This window comes from Bacillus sp. JK62 (genome assembly GCF_053663455.1).
The window spans coordinates 656,084-676,926 of the sequence record NZ_JBSJQA010000002.1 but is presented as its reverse complement, the minus strand read 5'-3'; the positions used below and the strand labels follow the sequence as shown (position 1 = coordinate 676,926).

Genomic DNA, 20,843 nt, shown 5'->3' with positions numbered 1-20,843 from the left:
ACGCTTTTCAACAAATTATTCAAATGAGCGGTTTAAATTTGCCATTTCAATGGCAGATACTGCGCAATCTGCTCCCTTATTTCCAGCTTTTGTTCCGGCTCGTTCGATGGCCTGCTCAATGGTTTCAGTCGTCACGATGCCGAAGATAACCGGGACGCCCGTCGCCGTTCCCGCCTGGGCGATGCCTTTTGCCGCTTCATTGCAGACATAGTCATAATGCGTTGTCGCTCCTCTGATAACCGTGCCGAGCGTAATGACGGCATCGTATTTTTTCGTTTCCGCCATTTTCTTTGCCGCAAACGGGATTTCAAACGCTCCCGGCACCCAAGCGACGTCAATGTCGTTTGATTCTACCCCGTGGCGAAGCAGCGTGTCTTCCGCTCCGCTTAACAGCTTGCTCGTTATAAATTCATTAAATCTGCCGACGACGATTCCGATTTTAAGTCCTGTTCCTACTAGGTTTCCTTGTATGATATTCATATGTTATCCATCCTTTTTTGTGAGATTTGTTTTTAGAAATGAAGCAGATGTCCAAGTTTTTTCATTTTGGTCTGTAAATACTGTTTGTTATGCTCACTCGCTTCCATTTGAAGCGGCACCCGTTCTGAAATGCTGAGACCGTATCCTTCGAGGCCGGCGATTTTCCGGGGGTTATTGGTTAAAAGTTTCATATGCTGAACCCCTAAGTCGCGGAGAATCTGGGCGCCGATGCCGTAGTTGCGCAGATCAGGCAGAAAGCCGAGCGCTTCGTTCGCTTCAACCGTGTCGTACCCTTGTTCCTGCAATCGGTACGCCTTCAGCTTATTGATTAAACCGATTCCTCTGCCTTCCTGGCGCAAATACAATAGAACGCCGCGGCCTTCTTCAGCAATTTGCGCAAGCGCGGCATGAAGCTGCGGTCCGCAATCACAGCGATGGGATGCAAACACATCGCCCGTCAGGCATTCTGAGTGCACTCTGACAAGAACGGGTTCGCTGTTAAACGGGACATCCCCCATGACAAAGGCGAGATGTTCTTTTCCGTCAACCTCGTTTGTATATCCGTAAACTCTAAACGTGCCGAAGTCAGTCGGCAGCGTAATATCAACTTCTCTGTTCACAAGGGTCGTAATGTTGTAACGGTACTCTATTAAGTCTTTTATCGTAATCATTTTCAGCTGGTGGCGTTCGGCGATTTCGGCTAACTCCGGCACTCTGGCCATTGTGCCGTCTTCATTCATAATTTCACAAATGACGCCCGCTCCCTGAGAACCGCAGGCTTTTGCAAGGTCAACGGCTGCTTCCGTATGGCCCGCCCGCTTCAGGACGCCTCCTTTTTTTGCGATTAAGGGGAAAATGTGGCCCGGACGCTGAAAATCGTCAGACACAGATTCCTCGTTCAACAGCGCCTGAATGGTAAAAGAACGTTCTTGAGCGCTGATGCCCGTTTTTGTCAGCCTGTGGTCAATACTGACCGTAAAGGCGGTCTCATGTGAGTCCGTATTATGATCGACCATCGGGTGAAGATCCAGCCGGCCGGCGATGTCTTCAGACAGCGGCGTGCAGATCAGGCCTCTCCCATGGGTCGCCATAAAATTCACCACTTCAGGCGTGGCATGCTCAGCCAGCGCTACGAAATCTCCTTCGTTTTCTCTGTCTTCATCATCGACAACAATGATGACTTCACCTTTTTTCAGCGCCTCTAACGCCTCTTCTATCGGATGAAACATATCGATCTTCCTTTCTAAAAGCCGTTCTCGCTTAAAAAGGCTTCCGTGATAGTTTGATTGCTTTTCGTTTGTTCTGTTTTGTGCAAAAAGCGGTATAAGTATTTGCCGATCATGTCACACTCAATATTTACGGTTGATCCGACTGTTTTCGTCTGAAAAATCGTTTCTGAGATGGTATGCGGAATGATGGATACCGTCACGCTTTCGTCTGATAGACCGAAAATCGTCAGGCTCACGCCGTCTACCGTAATTGAACCTTTCAATACGAGCGTTTTTGTCAATTCCGGCGAAAGTTTTAAATCGTAATAGACCGCGTTGCTTTTTTTCTCGATCCGCGTAATTTCAGCCGTTCCGTCCACATGCCCTGATACAAAGTGGCCGCCGAACCGTCCGTTGGCGGACATCGCTCTTTCCAGGTTTACTTTACTGCCTTTTGACAAGCCGTTCAGCGAAGTGGCTTTCACTGTTTCCGGCATAACATCAACCGTAAATTGATTGTCAGAAAATCCGGTTACGGTCAGACAGATGCCGTTTACCGCAATGCTGTCGCCAAGTTTCACATCACTTGTCACTTTTGAAGCGGCGATGGTTAATGCCATGGAAAGGCCTGTCTTTTTGATTGCTTGGATCGTGCCTGTTTCTTCAACGATTCCTGTAAACATCGTCACCATCCTTTCCATCTTTAGGTATGGCCGTCAGTTTTATATCCGGCCCGATTTGGGTGATTTGTGTGAATTGTAAATGGGGGACATCTTTCATTGATTGAAAACCTTCACCGGAGATCAAGCTGGGAGCAAGCGTTCCTCCGATTAATTTAGGGGCGAAATAGAAATGAAGCTCTTGGAAACAGCCTTCCTTGACAAAACTTCCGTGTACGGATGCTCCGCCTTCCACATAAACGGACATTATGCCGTTTTCAGCGAGAATACTGAGCACCTCAGGGATGTGAATACGGTCTGTTTCCAGCGGAAAAACTTTTATTCCGAGTGCGGTCAGCCGGTCTTTCTTTTGCACGTCTGCACCTTTGGCCGTAAATATCCATGTCGGCGCAGCGCCGTCAGTGAGCACATTTGCCGTTTCAGGAATGGTCAGCTTTGTATCGAGAATCACTCTGACCGGCTGCTTCACCGCATCAGGAAGCCTGCAGGTCAGGCTCGGATTATCGGCTTTGACTGTGCCTGCTCCGACAAGAATGCTTTGGTGCGATTTCCTGTATTGCTGGGCATCAAGCCTTGCCGCCTCTGATGTAATCCATTTGCTTTCACCGGTTTCGGTCGCTGTTTTCCCGTCAAGGCTCGCGGCCGCTTTCAAGGTGACATACGGAAGCCCGGTCCGCATGAAGTGAAGAAACATTTTATTCAGCTCTTCTGCCTGCTGCCTGAGAAGTCCGGTTTTCACTTCGATGCCCGCTGCTTCCAGCATTCCGATGCCTTTTCCGGCTACAAGCGGATTCGGATCTTTCACAGCAATGAACACCCTTTTTATCCCCGACTTTATTATCAGTTCGGCGCATGGCGGTGTTTTTCCGTAATGGCTGCAAGGCTCCAGCGTCACATACAAATCGGCGCCTTTTGCGTGTCTGCCGGCCATATTAATCGCGTGAACCTCGGCATGCGCTTCTCCGTATTGCAAATGGGCGCCCATTCCGACGATCTGTCCGTTTTTGACGACGACAGCGCCTACAAGAGGATTGGACTGTGTCTGTCCTTCACCGCGTCTGGCAAGTTCTATTGCCGTATTCATATAATATTCATCCATCGTTATCCCTCCCTTCTTCCACGCAATTTGGCGTCAAAAAAGCCCCGAATGTTTACACAGTTCGGGGCTTTGCCAGTTTTAATCCATAGGAAATAAGACTATACAGCAAGTTTATTTTTTGCATAGCTTCTCTCATCCTTCTCCCATCCAGACTTTCACTGTCGGCTTCAGCTTTTCACTGAATCCACCGTATACAGATGCATACGGGTCACGGGCTGTAAAGCGCAAAGCGCCTTATTACCGCCGGTCGGGATTTTCACCCAGCCCCGAAGGATACAATCAATATTTTTTTGTCCTTATCCGCTATTATAACATCCTTTGCGGCAGGCGCAATGAATTTGCACCTCATTATTCAGAAAAATAAAAAGCGCCCTTTTCCCATAAAAGGCGTCTTTATTTATTCGTTCACTTTGACGACCTTCAATAAGCCGTCAATCCGGTTTGATTTGCTGAAGTACGCTTTAATCTTATCACCTTTTTTCACATCGGAGAGATCCTGCTTCAGCTTGTCGCCGTTAAAAATAATTTTTGTGCCGTTCGCTGCCGTACCGTGATACTCAGTTCCTTCGATTTTCGTAATTTTATATGTTTTGACTGTATATTCTTCTTTTTCCTGGGACAGGGTTTGTCCGATTGCAGTCGGCACGTCTTTCAGTTCAATATCGTTTATGACCATATAACCGCCCGCTAATAACAGCAGCAGTACAAGTAAAATGGCTGCTTTTGTTTTAATTCTTCCCATTTTTCTACCTCCAGCCCGTATCAATCTATTCATTACTATGTCATATTCCTTTTTTTCATGAATAGAAAACCGTTCTTCCCTGCGTGAGTTATTCATATAACGTTTCATAAAGGGAAGATGTTTCATGTATCTGTAAAACTTTCTATCTATTAAATAGATATACGAATTTATGTTCTGTTTTTGAGGGTGGAGAGATAAATTTATATAAAAAAAGCAGTTTTCTCATGAAGAAAACTGCCTGTACGGTTTATTTCGTCTTGCGAATTTCGTTAAACGGGAAGAAGACGAATTTTGATGTGCCCGCTATTTGTTTTTTCGTAAAAAGACCGAGGCCGTTGCGGCTGTCCATAGATTCTCTGCGGTTATCACCCATGACGAAATATTTGTCGTCCGGCACTTTCACCGGGCCGAAGTCTTCTGTCAGCCGGTCATAGCCGTCTTGCTTCGCCTTGTTCTTGTTTGCCGCTAAATACGGTTCGGACACTTTTTTGCCGTTGATATACAGCTGATCGTTTTTCATTTGCACCGTGTCGCCGGGAAGTCCGATAATCCGTTTGACATAGTGCTCATTTTCTCCGTTCAGCACGACGATCTGGCCGCGTTTGAAGTCGCTTATGTATTTGACCGTCATATTCACAAAGATTCTCTCGCGGTCATGCAGCGTCGGATCCATTGATCTTCCATCAACGAGATAAGGGGCAAATAAAAAGTTTCGGATGAGCAGTGCCAGAACGACAGCGATGATAATGGCTTTCGCCCAATCAAGTACGGTGCTTTTTTTAGAAGTTTTTTCTTTTTCTGATTTCAAGTGATTTCCTCCCATTAGCCATGGTCGTTTTTATTTTACCATGAATCCCTGCACAGAGGGCAAATAAGCCCCGCACCCCATCCATTTTTTTCATTTTATAAGCCGGATCTGCTGATTTTACGGTATTTCACGAAGCTTCCGATCCGCCAAATGCACAAATACACAAAAGCAAGCTCCATCGTTAAAACGGCGAATTCCGCCGCGTCAATGTTTTTGAAATATTGGCTGAGCGCGATACGGATCGCAATAATCGCGATAATGACATATTTAAAGTTTTTATTCCGCTTGGAGTAGACAAAGCCGTCTTCCCGGATTTCATAGGCGGTTTGCGACAGCATGATGACACCGAATACCGCGCCTAACAGTCCGGCGATGGCGAGCTCCCAAAGAGCGGGAAAATGAAACGGCTTTCCCGGGATATTCATGAGCTGGCTGATACTGAATGTGAAAATGACGGCGATAATCAAAAGCGGGAGAATGATGCCGAAGCCGCCGCCTTTAATCGGCCTGTTTCCCTTTTTCACCCTGAACCAAATCATAAGTGCGAGAATGATAATGACAAATAAAACGGTTGCCAATTGAACCAACGTTTCTACCTCTTTTCATTGTTGTAATCGGTCTTTTTCACTATACCAGAATGATCGCCGATGTTCATATATGTATTTTTTCATGATTTACACATGAGAATTTTCATATACATAAAAAAACCCGCCTGAAAAAGGCGGGTTTTCTGTCATTATCCTTCTACACGGATTTCTTTCATTTTGTCTCCGTTAGACATGTTTTTCGCATGCTCTAAACCGCTTGTCACTTTTCCGAATACAGTATGAACGCCGTTTAAATGCGGCTGCGGCTCATGTACGATGAAGAATTGGCTTGAACCCGTGTCTTTACCGGCATGCGCCATTGATAAAGAACCGGCTTCGTGTTTATGCGGATTGCCTTCTGTTTCACATTTGATCGTTTTTCCGCTTCCGCCCATGCCTGTCCCAGTCGGATCTCCGCCTTGGCTGACAAAGCCCGGAATCACGCGGTGGAAAATAACGCCGTCATAAAAGCCCGTATTCGCCAGATTTTCAAAGTTAGCGACTGTATTAGGCGCTTCATTCGGATAAAGTTCAAATTCGATTCTGCTGCCGTTTTCCATTTCGATGTAACCAGTTTTCATTCTCATTCCTACTTCCGTATTGTTTTTTGTCAAAGCCTTCTTCAATATGAATTTCAATTGTAAGCCGGCTTTCTTTTTGATATTCTTTTGAAGGAAGAGGCCTCTGCTCTTCTTTTCGCGGCTATTATACCACACCTTCAGCCGGAAAACGAATCTCCCCGCTTCCGCAGAAAGAAAATGAAACCAGAACAGCTTCACAGCCGTCTATGTATCGGAACTGCTTCACGCAGGTCCTCACAAACCGCTTCAAAACGGCATTTGTGAAAAGAAGGAGGTTAACCGCTTTGAAAAAAATGTGGATTGGATTGCTGGCGGCGGCCGTTGTATTGTGCACAATACCGAAAATCAGCCTGGCCGATGCCGCAGTCGGAGATGTCATCGTCACACTGGGGGCGGATCTGTCAAACGAAAACCGTCAGAAAGTGCTTGACGAATTAAATGTCCCTGATAACGCGACAAAAGTGACGGTCACAAATAAAGAAGAACATGAATATCTGGGAAAATATATATCGAACGCCCAAATCGGCACAAGAGCCATCTCTTCGTCATCCATCACGGTGGCTAAGAAAGGGTCCGGGCTTGACGTTAAGACCCATAATATCGATTCCATTACGGATGAAATGTACTTAAACGCCCTGATGACAGCAGGAGTGAAAGATGCGAAAGTATACGTGACGGCGCCGTTTGAGGTATCAGGCACCGCAGCATTAACGGGAATCATCAAGGCATATGAAGTCTCATCAGACAAAGCAATTTCAGAAGATGTAAAACAAGTCGCCAACCAAGAGCTTGTCACCACTTCAAATCTCGGGGATAAAATCGGGGATAAAAACGCCTCCGCGCTTATCGCAAACATTAAAGATGATTTCGCGAAAAACGGTGTGCCCGATACAAAAGAAGGAATCGAGAAAAAGGTCGATGATGCGGCTTCAAACCTTAATATTACACTGACTGACGCTCAAAAAGACCAGCTTGTTTCATTGTTTAATAAAATGAAAAATGCAAAGATTGATTGGGGCCAAGTCGGCAGCCAGCTCGATAAGGCAAAAGACAAAATCACGAAGTTCATTCAATCCGATGAAGGCAAAAGCTTTGTTCAAAAAGTTATTGATTTCTTCGCTTCGATTTGGAATGCGATCGTGTCTGTATTTACAGGAGACAGCGGATCAAGTTCTGACAGCTGAACGCAAAAAGAGACCGGACGCCATTGTTCCGGTCTCTTTTTCATTTATTGTTTGACCCCCGTCTTAAACGGCAGATCCAGTTTTACAATGTCTTCATAAGTTTCTCTTCTAATGACAAGATGCGCTTCGCCGTCTTCCACAAAAACGACGGCGGGACGCGGAATGCGGTTGTAGTTGTTAGCCATGCTGTACCCGTATGCTCCCGTGCAGAAAACGGCGAGAAGATCGCCTTCTTTCACTTCCGGAAGGTCTATATCCCAAATGAGCATATCCCCGCTTTCACAGCACTTACCCGCGATGGATACCGTTTTGTCGTGGTGTTCTCCGATTCTGTTTGCCGATACGGCTTCATATTTCGCCTGATACAGCGCAGGACGGATATTATCGCTCATGCCCCCGTCAACCGCTGCATATTTACGGGTGCCGGGCACTTCTTTTTGCGAACCGATGGTATAAAGCGTCGTTCCGGCGTCTCCGACGAGCGAGCGTCCCGGTTCAATCCAGATCTCCGGAATGTCAAAAGCGTGCAGCGCTGCGTTTTCTTTTACCGCTTCGATAATTTTTTCCACATAAACGGCGGGATGAAGGGGTTCATCCTCTTCCGTGTAGCGGATGCCGAAGCCGCCCCCTAAATTCAGCACTTCAGAGACAAAGCCGAATGATTCTCTCCATTCATTCAGTTTTGCGAAGATTTTTTCTGCGGCCAGCACAAAGCCCGCCGTATCAAAAATTTGCGATCCGATGTGGCAGTGAACGCCGAGAAGCCGGATATGGTCTGACTGCAATACTTGTTCAATCGCCTTTTCTATTTGCCCGTTATGCAGATCAAAACCGAATTTGGAATCTTCCTGTCCCGTCGTAATATAATCATGCGTATGCGCCTCTACCCCCGGAGTGATCCGCAGAAGCACATCCATTGTGCGCCCTGATTTGCGGCACAGTTCCGCGAGTAAGGATATTTCATAAAAATTATCAACGACGATGCAGCCGATTTGATGATCGAGCGCCATTTTCAACTCTTCTTTGCTTTTGTTGTTGCCGTGAAAATGAATCCTGTCAGCCGGAAAACCAGCCGCAACCGCCGTGAACAGCTCTCCGCCGGATACAACGTCCAATGAGAGCCCCTCCTGCTCAGCAAGCTGTATCATCGCAACGGAAGAAAACGCCTTGCTCGCGTACGCGACCTGCGCCTTTAAATCCGCGTCAATGAATGCCTGTTTAAAGCTTTTAGCGCGCTCACGTATTAAAGCCACATCGTAAACATAAAGAGGCGTGCCGTAATGCTCCGCTAAATACAGCGCGTCCACACCTCCGATTTCCAAATGACCTAGTTTGTTTTGTCTGCTTGTGCCATGTAAGAACAATGCTCATTCCCTCTTTCTGATCCGCCTATGGGTGAAAAGGACAGCTTCTTTTGAGCTGTCCTTATACAAGTCCCGTATAAGTTAAGACATACAATATCATAATCTTCTGTCGGTTTCAATGCGATTATGAACCGCTTGGCTGTCTTTGACGGTCTTTCGGGTGAACAATGCTCGGTCTGACTTTCGCTCCCGGCACTGTCGTCCGGACGAGCACCTGCCACAGCGCCTTGCCGTTAAACGGTAAAAACGGCCATAAATACGGCGTATGAAACGAGCGGATATTCGCCATTATGATCAGCAGCAATGTAAAGCCTATCACAAAGCCTTTCACTTGGAAAATGGCCACGAGCACCATTAAGATGAGGCGTATCATTTTATTGGCGAGGCTGAGCTCATAGCTCGGCGTGGTAAATGATCCGATGGCGGCGATCGATACGTACAGAATCACTTCTGCTGAAAACAGCCCCACCGCTATGGCGATTTGACCGATCAGCACCGCCGCAATCAGACCCATGGCGGTGGATAAAGCGGTCGGCGTATGGATCGCGGCCATCCTGAGAAACTCAATCCCCAAATCGGCCAAAAAGATTTGCAGAATGATCGGGATATGCGTATTTTTATTTAAACCGATAAAATCCAATCTTTCAGGCAGAAGAGACGGTTCAAGAACAAAGAGGAACCAGATCGGAAGCAGAACCGTTGAAGCGATAATACCGAAGAACCTGATCCATCTTAAAAATGTTCCCACTGAAGGCGCCTGCCTGTATTCTTCCGCATGCTGAACATGGTGAAAAATCGTTGTCGGCGTTATGATCACGCTCGGTGACGTATCAACGACAATGATGACGTGCCCTTCCAAAATGTGATTGGCGGCCACATCCGGCCGCTCCGTGTATCTGACCATCGGAAACGGGTTGTAGCCCTGTTTGACGATGAATTCTTCCACCGTTTTATCAGACATCGTCAATCCGTCAATGTCAATCGCATTCACTTCGTTTTCGACGATGCTGACAAGGTCCGGATCTGCGATGTCTTCTATATACACAATGGCAAGATCGGTCTTAGAGCGCTCGCCGACTTTCGTAATTTTGACGCGGAGCCTTTCGTCCCTGATTCGTCTTCTGATCAATGCTGTATTAATAACGATATTTTCGATAAAACCGTCTCTTGCCCCGCGGACGACCTTTTCCGTATCCGGTTCTTCCGGTGTGCGTCCGGGGTAACTTCTGACGTCAACGATAAAGGCGAAGCCCGCGTCTTCAACGATAACGGCCACAAGTCCGGAAAGCACTTGATCTGTTGCTTCGTCGAGCGTTTTGACTTTTTGGACCTGCTGATTGACAAGCCTGTTTTCAACAACGTCAATCGCTTCATCCGCATTCTCGTCATAATTATTAACGTCGACGAGCTGTTCCATTAAATGAATGATAAACAAAGTATCGGTTAATCCGTTGACAAAGTAAATCTGGACTTCCCGGTCTAATACTCGAACTTTGCGGACGCCGACATCATAGCTCGTTCCCATACCGACGCGGTCTTTAAAAAATTGTTCATTTTTTCTAGGATCCCGGTATACCTTGATCATATTTTCCGGTTTTTCCGGCATGGCTTTCGCTCCTTTCTAAAATGAATTCGACCGCCTTCATCGTAATCGGCGAGCCTTTGGATATGTCATCTTTTCTCCCCATCTTTCCTATGTCGCCGATGCCCACAATGAGGGGAACGTCCAATTTATCCAGACAATACACCGTATCTCCGTTCATTCTGTGCTCGTCCATTTCTCTCATTCCGGTTTTATCGACGCCGTACTCCGTCACTTCTCCATCACGGTCAATGGAGACATCGACTTTCGTCCATTCAGCCTGATGGGTCTTAGAAGCGACCGCAATCACCCCCAGCACTTCAATGTCCTGATGTGAGGCGACATATTTCAGCGCCGTTTCGCCCGGCCCTTCCCCTTGCAGGCCTGAATCGTCAAACATGACAAACACCGGGTCATTCGGCGCGGCTTTAATCAGCTGAACAAGTTCGGGGCCGCTTCTGGTTGACGGATTGCCCTTTGATTGGGAAATACACCGTCCGCCTGCTTTTTCCGCGGCATATTCAATTGTTTTGGCGGCGTATACGTCCCCGTCTGTCACAAGAATGACCTTCCGTTTCGTCATCAGGCATTATCCTTTCGGTTTAAAAATAATGGCTACAAGAAATGCGAATAAAATCGCTGAAGATATACCGGCGGAAGTAAGTTCAAAAATCCCCATGGCGATCCCGATAAATCCATGCTCGTGAGCTTGATGCATGGCGCCGTGCAATAAGCTGTGACCGAAGCTGACGATGGGAACCGTCGCGCCCGCACCTGCAAATTCGATAAATTTGTCATATATTCCGAACCCATCCAACAAGGCGCCGATGACGACAAAAGTTGTCATCACATGGGCGGGTGTCAGTTTAAAAATGTCAAGCAGCAGCTGACCGATAATGCATATGATTCCCCCGCAAACAAAAGCCAACAGATATTCCATTTATGATGCACCTCCCGCCCGCTCAAATACCACACCGTGCGCGATGGTCGGAATGGTTTCTTTCTGCTGGATCATTGTCGGACTTAAAAGCGCTCCTGTCGCGACAACGAACACCCTGTTCAGAGCCCCTGATTTTAATTGATTAAAAATATGTGTGTACGTAACAAGCGCGGAGCAGGCGCAGCCGCTTCCGCCCGCAAACACCTGCTGGTCCGGCGTATAGATGAGAAGACCGCAGTCATCGTGTTTCGTTCCGACGGGATAGCCTTCTTCTTTGAGCAAATCTTTCACGATCGGCGAGCCGACGCCTGAAAGGTCTCCCGTTAAAATCAGATCATAATCATCCGCCGTGCGGTTTAAGTCCTGCAGGTGCTGTTTGATTGTGTCGGCGGCAGCTGGCGCCATGGCGGATCCCATATCGAACGGATCTGTTATTCCGAGGTCGCTTACTTTTCCCACTGTTGCGCTTGTAATCTTGATATCAGAAGGGTTTTGGCTGATGATGACCGCCCCGCCCCCCGTGACCGTCGAAGTGGCGGTATCCGGTTTTTGCCCGCCATATTCCGTCGGATTGCGAAATTGCCGTTCTGCGGTCGCGTTATGGCTGCTCGTGGCTGCGATCGCCCGGTTCGCAAAACCGCCGTCAATGAGCGCGGATGCGACGGCAATCGTTTCCATTGATGTCGAACAGGCGCCGAACAGACAGAGGAACGGGATTTTCAGATGTCTGGCGACGTAGTTGGCGGTCACATTTTGATTTAAAAGATCCCCCGCGAGTAACAAATCAATATCGCTCTTTTTCAAATTCTGTTTTTGCAAAGCTGAGTTGATGGCATCTTCCATTAACTGACGTTCCGCCATTTCCCAGTTTTTCTGATTGCAATGCATTTCATCGTATGTCTTATCAAACAGCGAACCGAGCGGGCCGTCTTTTTCTTTCGGTCCGGCTGCCGTCCCCGCCGCATTTACAAATAACGGGTTTTCAAACACCCAGGTTTGCTTTCCGGTTAATTTCATTTTTTCTCCTCCTACGAAAACAGTTTTTCACAAGCAAACCGTATCAGGCCTACGATATAGGCTGCCACGACGCCGAATACAATGACGTTTCCCGCCAATTTAAACATGTTTGTCGCTACTCCGAGCACGAGTCCTTCACTTCTGTGTTCCAGAGCCGCGCTTGTCATACTGTTTGCAAAACCCGTCACCGGCACGGCTGAACCCGCTCCGGCAAACTGCCCGAGTCTGTCATAAATGCCGAATCCGGTCAAAAGAGCGGAAATTAAAATAAGAGTGGCGGCCGTCGGGTTGCCCGCTGTTTTTTCATTAAAATTAAAAAAGTGGATGTAAAAGTCTTGAAGAGCCTGCCCGATCAGACAGATCAAACCGCCGATCAGAAAGGCTTTGACGCAATTCCAAACATATGGCGGTTTCGGCTGATAGTCTTTCACTTTTGTTTTGTAATTTTCTTTTAAGTTTGTCACGTCGGTTCCTCCTTATGAATGATGGATAAAATACAGCCAATGAAATAAAGAGCCGGCTATTTTGCCGAACACAATGGCCATCAGCAATATGATGATTTTGCTGCCGAAGCCGATCCGTTTGGCAAGAATGGGAAGCACATTCAGCACTTCTGTAAGCGCTGCGGCCAGCATGCCGATAAACATGCCGGCCAAAAGCCCGACCGGAACGGCCAGCCATTCAGATAAAAAAAAATGATTCATATTTAAGGTTTCCCAGCCGCCGAACACAGCTCCTGAAATAACAGCTCCTTCGTAGGCCTGTACAAAGCGCATTGTTTTTGTCAGCTGCATAAGGCGGGGGACGATTCCCATAACGGTTAAAAAAGCCACAAAGCCCGCGCCCACGGTCAGCCCTCCGCCAAGCCCGACAAATATAACGAAAAGAATGCTAACGATCATGCAGATCTTTCATCGTCTCTTCATTTTCGTGCATTGCGACATAATGATCGAGATCAAGCTGATAATTAAACATTTCGACTTCCAGCGGGCTTGGCTCTTCATTCAGGCGTTTTTTGAAGATGTGATTAAAAAAGACGATCATTCCGAGACCGAGGCCGATGCTGTATGGAATTTGAAGCAGATACGGATATTCATTCCGTTCGCCCGTTATGATTTCATATAAGGCGATATGAACTTCTCTCATACTGACATCTTCATGAAAATTCATAATGGCAAGACATGAACCGATAAAAAGCAGGAGCCAGACACCGACGAATAAAACGGCTGACAGCTGCTTTTTCTGGTAATGGATTTCCACTATCGTTTCAGCGCCGCCGACGGTCTGTACATCAAGCGCGGGACAAGCGGTATGAATGGTTTTCAGCACTTTTATGATGTCCAGCACGACGATATTTTTGTCTTTTTTCGTGACCTTATACAGCGGCAGTGCCGACAGTTTTTTTTTCAGCTTTTGCTGTCCCGCAATCTGCGCGGCGTCGCCGACTGTGATGATATCTCCGGTATGAGCCTTCACGCGGTGGCGAAGTCTGAGAAATATTCGTCTTTCCATCTTGCATCACCATCTTTCGGGTGGTTATATATGTAGTATGTGGTTCACTTTTGTTCTCATTCATCAGCGGCAAAAGACCATAAATTACCACCGATGCACAAATAAAAAAAGCCGGCCCGTAAAAGGTCAGCTTTCCGTATGATCCATCTGCACTTTAATCTGCTTTAATATTTTTTTCTCCAGCCTCGATACCTGGACTTGGGAAATCCCGAGCCGTTCGGCTACTTCCGACTGTGTCTGATCTTTATAATATCTCAGATAGACAATGAGTTTTTCCCGTTCTTCCAAATCACTGATCGCTTCCTTGAGGGCGATTTTGTCAAACCACTTCTCTTCTGAATGATCAGCGATCTGATCAAGCAGGGTGATCGGGTCTCCGTCATTTTCATACACGGTCTCATGAATGGATGAAGGCGCCCGCACCGCTTCCTGCGCAAGCACCACATCCTCCGCATCAATTTCTAAATGATCCGCAATTTCCTGGACGGTCGGCACTCTTCCGTATGTTTTTGACAGTTCATCTTTCGCCCGGCGTATTTTATTGCCGAGCTCTTTTAAAGATCTTGATACTTTGACGGTTCCGTCATCGCGGATGAAGCGCTGGATTTCTCCGATAATCATCGGCACGGCATAAGTTGAAAAACGGACATCATAGGACAAATCGAATTTATCAACGGATTTTAATAATCCGATACAGCCGATCTGAAACAGATCGTCCGGCTCATAGCCTCTGTTTAAAAACCTTTGAACGACGGACCACACAAGACGCATGTTTTTTTCTATGAGGAGGTCTCTTGCCTGCTGGTCGCCCTCTTGGCTCTTTTTGATTAATTCTTTGACTTCATGGTCCTTGAGCTGCGCGTTTTTGCTGTTTTTCTTAACCTCCACATCCATAACAAATCTCCTTAATTACAAAGCGCTTTGCTTTTTGATAGGTGTTTTGTTAAGCGTATCGTCGTTCCCATCTCCGGCGAAGAATCAATCGTGACATCATCCATGAAGTTTTCCATAATGGTAAAGCCCATACCGGAGCGCTCAAGCTCGGGTTTTGTCGTAAAGAGCGGCTGGCGCGCTTCCTCAAGATCCGTGATCCCGAGGCCTTCGTCACGTATGGTCAAATAGACGACATGATCCTCCAGCGTAACGGAGATGTACACCTTTCCGTCGCAGTTTTCTTCATAGCCGTGGATGATTGCGTTTGTTACCGCTTCTGATACGACGGTCTTGATTTCCGTAAGCTCATCCATCGTCGGGTCGAGCTGCACGATAAAAGAAGCAACCGTTACGCGCGCAAACGATTCGTTCTGACTGAGGGCTGAAAATTCAAGATGCATCTCGTTTTTCATGATGCCACCCCCAACGTTAAAAGCGCTTTTTGTTCCGATTGTTCGAACCTGATGATTTTAAACAGGCCGGACATGTCAAACAGACGTCTCACCGCTGGCGAAATCGCGCACACGACCATTTCTCCGCCGAGCTGTTTAATTTGTTTATAACGCCCTAAAATCACGCCGAGGCCCGAGCTGTCCATGAAGGTAAGATCTTCAAGGTTCAGCACAATGTGACGGATGCCGTCAGCCTCCAGAGATTCAGTAACCCTTTGTTTTAATGATTCTGCCGTATGATGGTCGAGTTCACCTGTTAATCGAATACAAAGCACGGATTCTTTGACATGAAAGTCAATTCCAAGGCTCATGCTCATTCCTCCTTGATATGATCGGATAATGAGTGTTTCGATTTTTGGGAAAGCAATTCCTTCACTATGACAAAACTAGTGCCCGTTCGCCACGATTATTTAAATTTTGTCCAATCTCCCATCGTCCGCTTCAGAAAAGTGAGAAAACCCGCTTTTTCCATGTCGTCTTTTGCCGTGACCGGGCTTTCAACGAGCACCTTTCCGTCTTTTTTCAGAACGAGGCTGCCGAGCACCTCTCCTTTTTTAACCGGAGCCGTTACATTGCCGTTGATTTTCACTTCTTTTTTTACTTTGTCCATGTTCTCTCCCTTTTTGGCCAGAAGAGAGATCGGCTCAGATGTGGTCAGCTTGATCAGTTTCTGTTTTCCTTTTTTCACTTTTACCGTTCCGACGATTTGATTCCGTTTGTACAGCGGGTGTGTTTTGAACTGGCTGAAGGCGTAATCAAGCATTTTGGTCACTTGGGCGTTTCTTTCTTTCGGGGTGCTGGCTCCGAAAACGACAGCGATGACCCTCATATTTCCTTTTTTAGCGGTGGCGGTTAAACAATACTTCGCTTCGCCTGTAAAGCCCGTCTTCACGCCGTCTACACCCGGGTAAAATTTGATCAGCCGGTTTGTATTGACGAGCCAGAACTTTTTGTCTGTATTTTCTCTTAAATAATCCTCATACGTTCCCGTAAATTGAGTGATTTTATCGTACTTTAATAATTCCTTCGCCATTTTCGCCATGTCATAAGCAGAGCTGTAATGGTCTTTTTCAGGCAGTCCCGTCGGGTTTTTGAAGGAGGTATCTTTCAATCCCAATTCTTTTGCTTTTTTGTTCATCCGGCTGACGAAATCCTCTTCTGAACCGGCGATATACTCCGCCATTGCGACAGATGCGTCATTTCCGGAAGCTATCGCAATTCCTTTGAGCATTTCTTTTACCGTCATTTCTTCTCCGGGTTCAAGGAAAATCTGTGATCCGCCCATGGACGCGGCGTGTTCACTCGTCCTGACTTTATCGCTCATCTTTATTTTCCCTTTGTCAAGCGCTTCCATGATTAAAAGCATGGTCATGATTTTTGTCATGCTTGCCGGCGCCAGACGCTCCCGGCTGTTCTTGTTATAAAGAATGCTTCCCGTATCGCGTTCAATCAGCACGGCGCTTTTGGCTTCATGAGCGAGCTCCGATGTATGTTTTCCGTCCGGCTTTGCAAAAGCAGACGGTGCTGATGCTGTTAATAAAATGCCAATCAACAAAGTGGATATAAGACGTTTCATCTCCAAAGCCCTCCATTTCATAATCCTTTTTATTTTTTCCAAATCCGGTGGTTTTATACGCCTCATCTGGAAAATGTTTCGTGTTGAGGGCACAAAAAAACAGCTGCTTCCGAAGAAACAGCTGACTTATGCTGACTTATTTTTGAGATCGTGCGACTACGGCTTTTACAAGCTTCAAAAAGCCGCCTTTTACTTTTTCCGTCATTTCCATTACTTCTTCATGGGATAACGGCTGGTCAAGAATACCCGCCGCCGCGTTGGAAATGCATGAGATGCCGAGCACGCGCATCCCCGCGTGGTTGGCGACGATGACTTCCGGCACGGTCGACATGCCGACAGCGTCAGACCCCATCGTTCTTAAAAACCGAACCTCAGCAGGCGTTTCGTAAGACGGCCCCGTAACAGCTGTATACACACCTTTTTGAACAGGAATGCCCAGCTCATCGGCCGTTTTTTCAGCCAAGCTTGACAGCTCTTTGTCATAGGCTTCTGACATGTCCGGGAATCTCGCTCCGAATTCAGCTTCGTTCGGCCCGATTAACGGGTTGGTGCCTGTAAAGTTGATATGGTCTGTAATAATCATCAGATCGCCGGCGCGGAATTCAGTGTTGATACCGCCGGCTGCATTCGTCACGACGAGAGATTCAACGCCGAGCGCTTTCATCACGCGGACTGGGAATGTGACCTGATCCATTGAGTAGCCTTCATAGTAATGAAAGCGGCCCTGCATCGCGATGACCTGCACGCCTTCAAGCGTTCCCATCACAAGCTGGCCGGCATGGCCTTCTACCGTTGAGACCGGAAAATCAGGGATCGTTTCATATGTAAGCTTGACAGCTCCTTCAATTTCATCGGCCAATACGCCGAGCCCTGATCCTAAAATCAGACCGATCTTTGGTGTTTCTTTCACGTGTTCTTTAATAAATGCAGCAGCACGTTCGATCTTTTGTTTCAAAAAAAGTCCCCCTACTGTAATCTTGATAAAAAGCTTTTTCCGTATTCCGGCTTTTCCGTTTTGAAATTATCCGCAATGGTTGCGCCGATATCGGCAAATGTATCCGCAAGCGGCAGCTGTTCAGTGTGTTTGTGCTTTTTGCTGTAAACAAGAAGCGGCACATACTCCCGCGTGTGATCCGTGCCGTGATGGACAGGATCATTGCCGTGATCCGCAGTGATGATCAGCAGATCGTCTTCTTTCATTTTTCCAAACACTTCCGGAAGCCTCGCATCGAATTCCTCAAGCGCTTTTCCGTACCCTTCCGGATCGCGGCGGTGTCCGTACAGCGCGTCAAAATCAACGAGGTTGGCAAAGCTCAGGCCCGTAAACTCTTCACCGAGCGTTTCAATCACTTTGTCCATGCCATCCATATTAGATACCGTGCGGCGGGAAGATGTAATGCCTTCTCCGTCATAAATATCAGAAATTTTGCCGATGGAAATGACGTCTAATCCGCTGTCTTTCATTCCGTTCATTACCGTGCGGCCGAACGGTTTGAGCGCATAATCATGACGGTTCGGCGTGCGTTTGAAGCTGCCCGGTTCGCCGACGAACGGTCTTGCGATAATCCGGCCGACCATGTACTTCGGATCAAGCGTCAGTTCTCTGGCCGTTTCACAGATGCTGTACAGCTCTTCCAGCGGAACGACATCTTCGTGAGCCGCAATCTGCAGCACGGAATCTGCTGATGTATAAACGATCAGCGCACCCGTTTCCATATGTTCTTTTCCGAGCTCGTCCAGAATCGCCGTGCCTGAAGCCGGCTTATTTCCGATGATTTTCCGTCCTGAACGCCGCTCAAGTTCCTGAAGAAGTTCATCCGGAAATCCTTCCGGGAACACTTTAAACGGTTTTTCAATGTAGAGGCCCATAATCTCCCAGTGCCCCGTCATCGTATCTTTCCCGTTTGACGCCTCCTGCATTTTTCCGTAGTACGCAAGAGGGTGCTCCGTTTTTTCCACGCCCTTAATGTCTCCGATCAGTCCGAGACCGAGCTGCGCCATATGGGGCATATGTAAGCCGTTCATGTGCTCTGCGATGTGTCCGAGCGTATTTGCGCCTATATCATTAAAATCGGCGGCGTCCGGCGCTTCACCGATTCCGACAGAATCCATTACGATCAAAAATACCCGGTTATATTTGTATTCAGACATCATAAAAGCCTCCTTTTCTTCCATCTGTCCATTGTAGCTTACAGAGGTCAGACAACTCAAGTATAAACCGTTTACATTCTTGTTGACAATGCCGATTCAAATAATTAGAACCTTCTCTGTATTCCGCCAATCCGGCAAAAAAAGCCGCCGCCAATCCGGCAGCGGCTCCTAAGCGCGCGGATGATACTGTTTGTACACGTCCTTCAGCCTTGTTTTCGTCACATGCGTATAAATTTGCGTCGTGGAAATATCGGCATGTCCGAGCATCTCCTGCACGGCGCGCAGATCCGCGCCGTTTTCAAGCAGGTGCGTTGCAAAAGAGTGCCGGAGCGTATGCGGTGTCAGCTCTTTTTTAATCCCCGCTTCAAGGGCGATTTTTTTCAGGTTTTTCCAGAATCCCTGACGGCTGATCTGCCTGCCGTGATGATTCAGAAAAAGCGCTTCGGTTACGTTTTTCTTTAATAATTTCCCTCTGGCTTTTTCAATGTATGCTTCTATCGCATGGGAAGCGGCTTCACCAATCGGCACAATCCGCTCTTTCCGCCCTTTTCCGAAGCAGCGGACGAATCCCATCGTCAAATGGACGTCGGATAATTTCAGCTCGATCATCTCGCTGACCCTGATGCCGGTTGCGTACAGCAGTTCAAGCATGGCTTTATCCCTGAGACCGAACGGGCTGTCAAGCTTAGGCGTGTCCAATAACCGCTCAACTTCGTGAAGCGCCAATACTTTCGGAAGCGTCCGCTCTGTTTTTTGTGTTTCAATATGTACCGAAGGATCTTTATCCGCGGCTTTTTCCCTTAACAGAAATTGATGAAAAGACCGGATCGACGCCAAATGCCTGGCAGACGTCTTGCCGGATTTCCCGGAGTCCTTTATATGCTTTAAATATTGAATAATATGAAGACGGGTCACATCATTCCATGAAGTGATCTGAAGGGTTTCAGTTAAGAAGAGAGAATAACTTTTCAGATCACGCTCATAGGACATCATCGTATTTTGGGACAGCCCTCTTTCAACCCTCACATAATGGATGAAATCCTTAATTTGATCCTTCACTCTTGATCTACTCCCCGTTTTGGTAAAAAAAGATCAATCGGCCGAACCAGCCGTCTTTCTCCTCATGTTCCGTTTTGGCCACTTTGACGGCGGAGCCTTCCGGTTTATCGTACCGATGATAGTTTTCATACTCTGAATTCACCCATATCATAGCATAATAGAACAGCGCGGTAAAACCTGTGAACAGAATAAACACTTTGATCGTATCCGCGGCTGTTTTCAGGAATCTGCCCATCTTTCGATCGACCCTTTCTTTGGCGGCTGTTAGTACACCTTATGCCAATTTCAAAGGCTTTTATACATAAAAACAGCAAAAAACCCTTTCCTGGCAGAAAAGGTTCATAGGCTTTTACTCTGTTTCATCCCCGCGGCAGCGGTGGCAGATTCCGTGAAAAGTCAATCTATGATCTTTAATTTTAAATTTCCAATCACGTTCAATCACTTCTTCAACGTCTTCAAGCAGATCTTCTTCAATTTCATCGACGGCTCCGCACTCCATGCACACCAAATGGTGATGAAAGTGAGCCGCGCCTTCTTTGCGAAGGTCGTAGCGGGATACGCCGTCCCCGAAGTTAATTTTATCAACGACTTTTAATTCTGTTAATAATTCTAATGTACGATATACTGTAGCGAGACCAATTTCAGGAGATTTCTCTTTTACGAGGAGGTATACATCTTCTGCGCTTAAATGGTCTTCTTCGTTTTCAAGCAGCACTCTTACCGTTGCTTCCCGCTGTGGCGTAAGCTTGTAACTTGACGAGTGCAGCTGCTTTTTAATTCGATCAATACGGTTTTCCATGTCTTTCCCTCCTACGCCGCATTCCATGACTCATTATAACAAAATACGCGCAGAGTTCCAACTATAATTATTATAAACTGATAAATAAA

General features: G+C 47.0%; 26 protein-coding genes and 1 riboswitch. Of the genes, 1 reads left to right on the top strand and 25 read right to left on the bottom strand.

Annotated elements, in window-relative coordinates:
• Positions 1-15: 15 nt before the first annotated feature.
• The 8 genes from ribH to ACWJJ4_RS08440 all read right to left on the bottom strand — a co-directional run bounded on the left by ribH (position 16) and on the right by ACWJJ4_RS08440 (position 6,185).
• Complete coding sequence (ribH, locus tag ACWJJ4_RS08475) at positions 16-480, bottom strand: 6,7-dimethyl-8-ribityllumazine synthase (protein ID WP_003153372.1); 465 nt, start codon at positions 478-480, stop codon at positions 16-18.
• A 32-nt stretch (positions 481-512) separates the two neighbouring features.
• A complete protein-coding gene (locus ACWJJ4_RS08470) occupies positions 513-1,709 on the bottom strand; it encodes a bifunctional 3,4-dihydroxy-2-butanone-4-phosphate synthase/GTP cyclohydrolase II (protein ID WP_003153371.1) in 1,197 nt (398 codons plus the stop codon).
• 14 nt (positions 1,710-1,723) lie between these two features.
• The gene (ribE, locus tag ACWJJ4_RS08465; RefSeq protein WP_007409425.1) at positions 1,724-2,371 is read right to left on the bottom strand and encodes a riboflavin synthase; all 648 of its coding nucleotides are present in this window, start codon (positions 2,369-2,371) and stop codon (positions 1,724-1,726) included.
• Positions 2,352-3,467 carry a bifunctional diaminohydroxyphosphoribosylaminopyrimidine deaminase/5-amino-6-(5-phosphoribosylamino)uracil reductase RibD gene (gene ribD / locus ACWJJ4_RS08460; protein ID WP_077722542.1) on the bottom strand — a complete coding sequence of 372 codons (1,116 nt, stop codon included), beginning with the start codon at positions 3,465-3,467 and terminating at the stop codon, positions 2,352-2,354. Before ribD ends, ribE begins: the two co-directional genes overlap by 20 nt.
• A 131-nt stretch (positions 3,468-3,598) precedes the next feature.
• Positions 3,599-3,745: riboswitch (FMN riboswitch) on the bottom strand.
• A 119-nt stretch (positions 3,746-3,864) separates the two neighbouring features.
• On the bottom strand, positions 3,865-4,209 hold the full coding sequence (locus ACWJJ4_RS08455) for a hypothetical protein (protein ID WP_003153366.1): 345 nt from the start codon (positions 4,207-4,209) through the stop codon (positions 3,865-3,867).
• A gap of 247 nt (positions 4,210-4,456) precedes the next feature.
• Positions 4,457-5,032, bottom strand: a complete 576-nt coding sequence (lepB, locus tag ACWJJ4_RS08450; RefSeq protein ID WP_077722543.1) for a signal peptidase I — start codon at positions 5,030-5,032, stop codon at positions 4,457-4,459.
• An 80-nt stretch (positions 5,033-5,112) separates the two neighbouring features.
• Complete coding sequence (locus ACWJJ4_RS08445) at positions 5,113-5,604, bottom strand: CcdC protein domain-containing protein (RefSeq protein WP_070082052.1); 492 nt, start codon at positions 5,602-5,604, stop codon at positions 5,113-5,115.
• Positions 5,605-5,753: 149 nt separating this feature from the next.
• Entirely contained in the window at positions 5,754-6,185 is a 432-nt protein-coding gene (locus tag ACWJJ4_RS08440) for a peptidylprolyl isomerase (protein ID WP_003153363.1), read from the bottom strand.
• Between the two features lie 284 nt (positions 6,186-6,469).
• Here ACWJJ4_RS08440 and ACWJJ4_RS08435 point away from each other — a divergent pair, with 284 nt between their 5' ends.
• Entirely contained in the window at positions 6,470-7,369 is a 900-nt protein-coding gene (locus tag ACWJJ4_RS08435; protein WP_003153362.1) for a DUF1002 domain-containing protein, read from the top strand.
• A 44-nt stretch (positions 7,370-7,413) separates the two neighbouring features.
• On the opposite strand, the gene lysA is transcribed toward ACWJJ4_RS08435, so the two are convergent.
• From lysA to fur, 17 genes are all read right to left on the bottom strand, one after another.
• Positions 7,414-8,733 (bottom strand): diaminopimelate decarboxylase, encoded by a 1,320-nt coding sequence (lysA, locus tag ACWJJ4_RS08430; protein WP_014305333.1) that lies wholly within the window; start codon positions 8,731-8,733, stop codon positions 7,414-7,416.
• A gap of 124 nt (positions 8,734-8,857) precedes the next feature.
• Positions 8,858-10,339: a spore germination protein gene (locus ACWJJ4_RS08425; RefSeq protein ID WP_003153360.1), complete on the bottom strand. Its 1,482-nt coding sequence runs from the start codon at positions 10,337-10,339 to the stop codon at positions 8,858-8,860.
• A complete protein-coding gene (locus tag ACWJJ4_RS08420) occupies positions 10,293-10,901 on the bottom strand; it encodes a stage V sporulation protein AE (RefSeq protein WP_102422741.1) in 609 nt (202 codons plus the stop codon). The genes ACWJJ4_RS08425 and ACWJJ4_RS08420 overlap by 47 nt, the downstream gene beginning before the upstream one ends.
• 3 nt (positions 10,902-10,904) lie before the next feature.
• Positions 10,905-11,255 (bottom strand): stage V sporulation protein AE, encoded by a 351-nt coding sequence (gene spoVAE / locus ACWJJ4_RS08415; protein WP_003153356.1) that lies wholly within the window; start codon positions 11,253-11,255, stop codon positions 10,905-10,907.
• Positions 11,256-12,272, bottom strand: a complete 1,017-nt coding sequence (gene spoVAD, locus ACWJJ4_RS08410; RefSeq protein WP_454021572.1) for a stage V sporulation protein AD — start codon at positions 12,270-12,272, stop codon at positions 11,256-11,258.
• An 11-nt stretch (positions 12,273-12,283) separates the two neighbouring features.
• Positions 12,284-12,736, bottom strand: a complete 453-nt coding sequence (gene spoVAC / locus ACWJJ4_RS08405) for a stage V sporulation protein AC (protein WP_003153353.1) — start codon at positions 12,734-12,736, stop codon at positions 12,284-12,286.
• A 12-nt stretch (positions 12,737-12,748) separates the two neighbouring features.
• Positions 12,749-13,174 carry a stage V sporulation protein AB gene (locus tag ACWJJ4_RS08400; RefSeq protein WP_003153350.1) on the bottom strand — a complete coding sequence of 142 codons (426 nt, stop codon included), beginning with the start codon at positions 13,172-13,174 and terminating at the stop codon, positions 12,749-12,751.
• Positions 13,164-13,784: a stage V sporulation protein AA gene (locus ACWJJ4_RS08395; protein ID WP_326361058.1), complete on the bottom strand. Its 621-nt coding sequence runs from the start codon at positions 13,782-13,784 to the stop codon at positions 13,164-13,166. The genes ACWJJ4_RS08400 and ACWJJ4_RS08395 overlap by 11 nt, the downstream gene beginning before the upstream one ends.
• Before the next feature lie 126 nt (positions 13,785-13,910).
• Positions 13,911-14,678, bottom strand: coding sequence for an RNA polymerase sporulation sigma factor SigF (gene sigF, locus ACWJJ4_RS08390; RefSeq protein WP_003153348.1), 768 nt, complete (start codon positions 14,676-14,678; stop codon positions 13,911-13,913).
• Between the two features lie 11 nt (positions 14,679-14,689).
• Positions 14,690-15,130 (bottom strand): anti-sigma F factor, encoded by a 441-nt coding sequence (gene spoIIAB, locus ACWJJ4_RS08385; RefSeq protein ID WP_454021571.1) that lies wholly within the window; start codon positions 15,128-15,130, stop codon positions 14,690-14,692.
• Positions 15,127-15,480 (bottom strand): anti-sigma F factor antagonist, encoded by a 354-nt coding sequence (gene spoIIAA, locus ACWJJ4_RS08380; RefSeq protein ID WP_065180567.1) that lies wholly within the window; start codon positions 15,478-15,480, stop codon positions 15,127-15,129. Before spoIIAA ends, spoIIAB begins: the two co-directional genes overlap by 4 nt.
• Before the next feature lie 95 nt (positions 15,481-15,575).
• Entirely contained in the window at positions 15,576-16,745 is a 1,170-nt protein-coding gene (locus ACWJJ4_RS08375; protein ID WP_003153342.1) for a D-alanyl-D-alanine carboxypeptidase family protein, read from the bottom strand.
• 136 nt (positions 16,746-16,881) lie between these two features.
• Positions 16,882-17,700 carry a purine-nucleoside phosphorylase gene (locus ACWJJ4_RS08370; protein WP_003153340.1) on the bottom strand — a complete coding sequence of 273 codons (819 nt, stop codon included), beginning with the start codon at positions 17,698-17,700 and terminating at the stop codon, positions 16,882-16,884.
• An 11-nt stretch (positions 17,701-17,711) separates the two neighbouring features.
• Positions 17,712-18,896 carry a phosphopentomutase gene (gene deoB / locus ACWJJ4_RS08365; protein WP_317461208.1) on the bottom strand — a complete coding sequence of 395 codons (1,185 nt, stop codon included), beginning with the start codon at positions 18,894-18,896 and terminating at the stop codon, positions 17,712-17,714.
• Positions 18,897-19,064: 168 nt separating this feature from the next.
• Complete coding sequence (gene xerD / locus ACWJJ4_RS08360; protein ID WP_012117897.1) at positions 19,065-19,955, bottom strand: site-specific tyrosine recombinase XerD; 891 nt, start codon at positions 19,953-19,955, stop codon at positions 19,065-19,067.
• Between the two features lie 7 nt (positions 19,956-19,962).
• On the bottom strand, positions 19,963-20,190 hold the full coding sequence (locus ACWJJ4_RS08355; protein WP_003153331.1) for a YqzK family protein: 228 nt from the start codon (positions 20,188-20,190) through the stop codon (positions 19,963-19,965).
• A gap of 114 nt (positions 20,191-20,304) precedes the next feature.
• Positions 20,305-20,754, bottom strand: a complete 450-nt coding sequence (gene fur / locus ACWJJ4_RS08350) for a ferric iron uptake transcriptional regulator (protein ID WP_003153330.1) — start codon at positions 20,752-20,754, stop codon at positions 20,305-20,307.
• Between the last annotated feature and the right edge of the window lie 89 nt (positions 20,755-20,843).

What these genes read in the sequence shown, in the direction of transcription:
- lepB (WP_077722543.1), bottom strand. Translation starts at nt 5,032, where the DNA reads ATGGGAGGAAATCACTTGAAATCAGAAAAAGAAAAAACTTCTAAAAAA.
- ACWJJ4_RS08425 (WP_003153360.1), bottom strand. Translation starts at nt 10,339, where the DNA reads ATGCCGGAAAAACCGGAAAATATGATCAAGGTATACCGGGATCCTAGA.
- ACWJJ4_RS08355 (WP_003153331.1), bottom strand. Translation starts at nt 20,190, where the DNA reads ATGGGCAGATTCCTGAAAACAGCCGCGGATACGATCAAAGTGTTTATT.
- ACWJJ4_RS08375 (WP_003153342.1), bottom strand. Translation starts at nt 16,745, where the DNA reads ATGAAACGTCTTATATCCACTTTGTTGATTGGCATTTTATTAACAGCA.
- spoVAE (WP_003153356.1), bottom strand. Translation starts at nt 11,255, where the DNA reads ATGGAATATCTGTTGGCTTTTGTTTGCGGGGGAATCATATGCATTATC.
- spoIIAA (WP_065180567.1), bottom strand. Translation starts at nt 15,480, where the DNA reads ATGAGCCTTGGAATTGACTTTCATGTCAAAGAATCCGTGCTTTGTATT.
- spoVAD (WP_454021572.1), bottom strand. Translation starts at nt 12,272, where the DNA reads ATGAAATTAACCGGAAAGCAAACCTGGGTGTTTGAAAACCCGTTATTT.
- ribD (WP_077722542.1), bottom strand. Translation starts at nt 3,467, where the DNA reads ATGGATGAATATTATATGAATACGGCAATAGAACTTGCCAGACGCGGT.
- deoB (WP_317461208.1), bottom strand. Translation starts at nt 18,896, where the DNA reads ATGTCTGAATACAAATATAACCGGGTATTTTTGATCGTAATGGATTCT.
- ACWJJ4_RS08395 (WP_326361058.1), bottom strand. Translation starts at nt 13,784, where the DNA reads ATGGAAAGACGAATATTTCTCAGACTTCGCCACCGCGTGAAGGCTCAT.
- sigF (WP_003153348.1), bottom strand. Translation starts at nt 14,678, where the DNA reads ATGGATGTGGAGGTTAAGAAAAACAGCAAAAACGCGCAGCTCAAGGAC.
- ACWJJ4_RS08470 (WP_003153371.1), bottom strand. Translation starts at nt 1,709, where the DNA reads ATGTTTCATCCGATAGAAGAGGCGTTAGAGGCGCTGAAAAAAGGTGAA.
- ACWJJ4_RS08455 (WP_003153366.1), bottom strand. Translation starts at nt 4,209, where the DNA reads ATGGGAAGAATTAAAACAAAAGCAGCCATTTTACTTGTACTGCTGCTG.
- ACWJJ4_RS08440 (WP_003153363.1), bottom strand. Translation starts at nt 6,185, where the DNA reads ATGAAAACTGGTTACATCGAAATGGAAAACGGCAGCAGAATCGAATTT.
- spoIIAB (WP_454021571.1), bottom strand. Translation starts at nt 15,130, where the DNA reads ATGAAAAACGAGATGCATCTTGAATTTTCAGCCCTCAGTCAGAACGAA.
- ACWJJ4_RS08400 (WP_003153350.1), bottom strand. Translation starts at nt 13,174, where the DNA reads ATGATCGTTAGCATTCTTTTCGTTATATTTGTCGGGCTTGGCGGAGGG.
- ribH (WP_003153372.1), bottom strand. Translation starts at nt 480, where the DNA reads ATGAATATCATACAAGGAAACCTAGTAGGAACAGGACTTAAAATCGGA.
- ribE (WP_007409425.1), bottom strand. Translation starts at nt 2,371, where the DNA reads ATGTTTACAGGAATCGTTGAAGAAACAGGCACGATCCAAGCAATCAAA.
- fur (WP_003153330.1), bottom strand. Translation starts at nt 20,754, where the DNA reads ATGGAAAACCGTATTGATCGAATTAAAAAGCAGCTGCACTCGTCAAGT.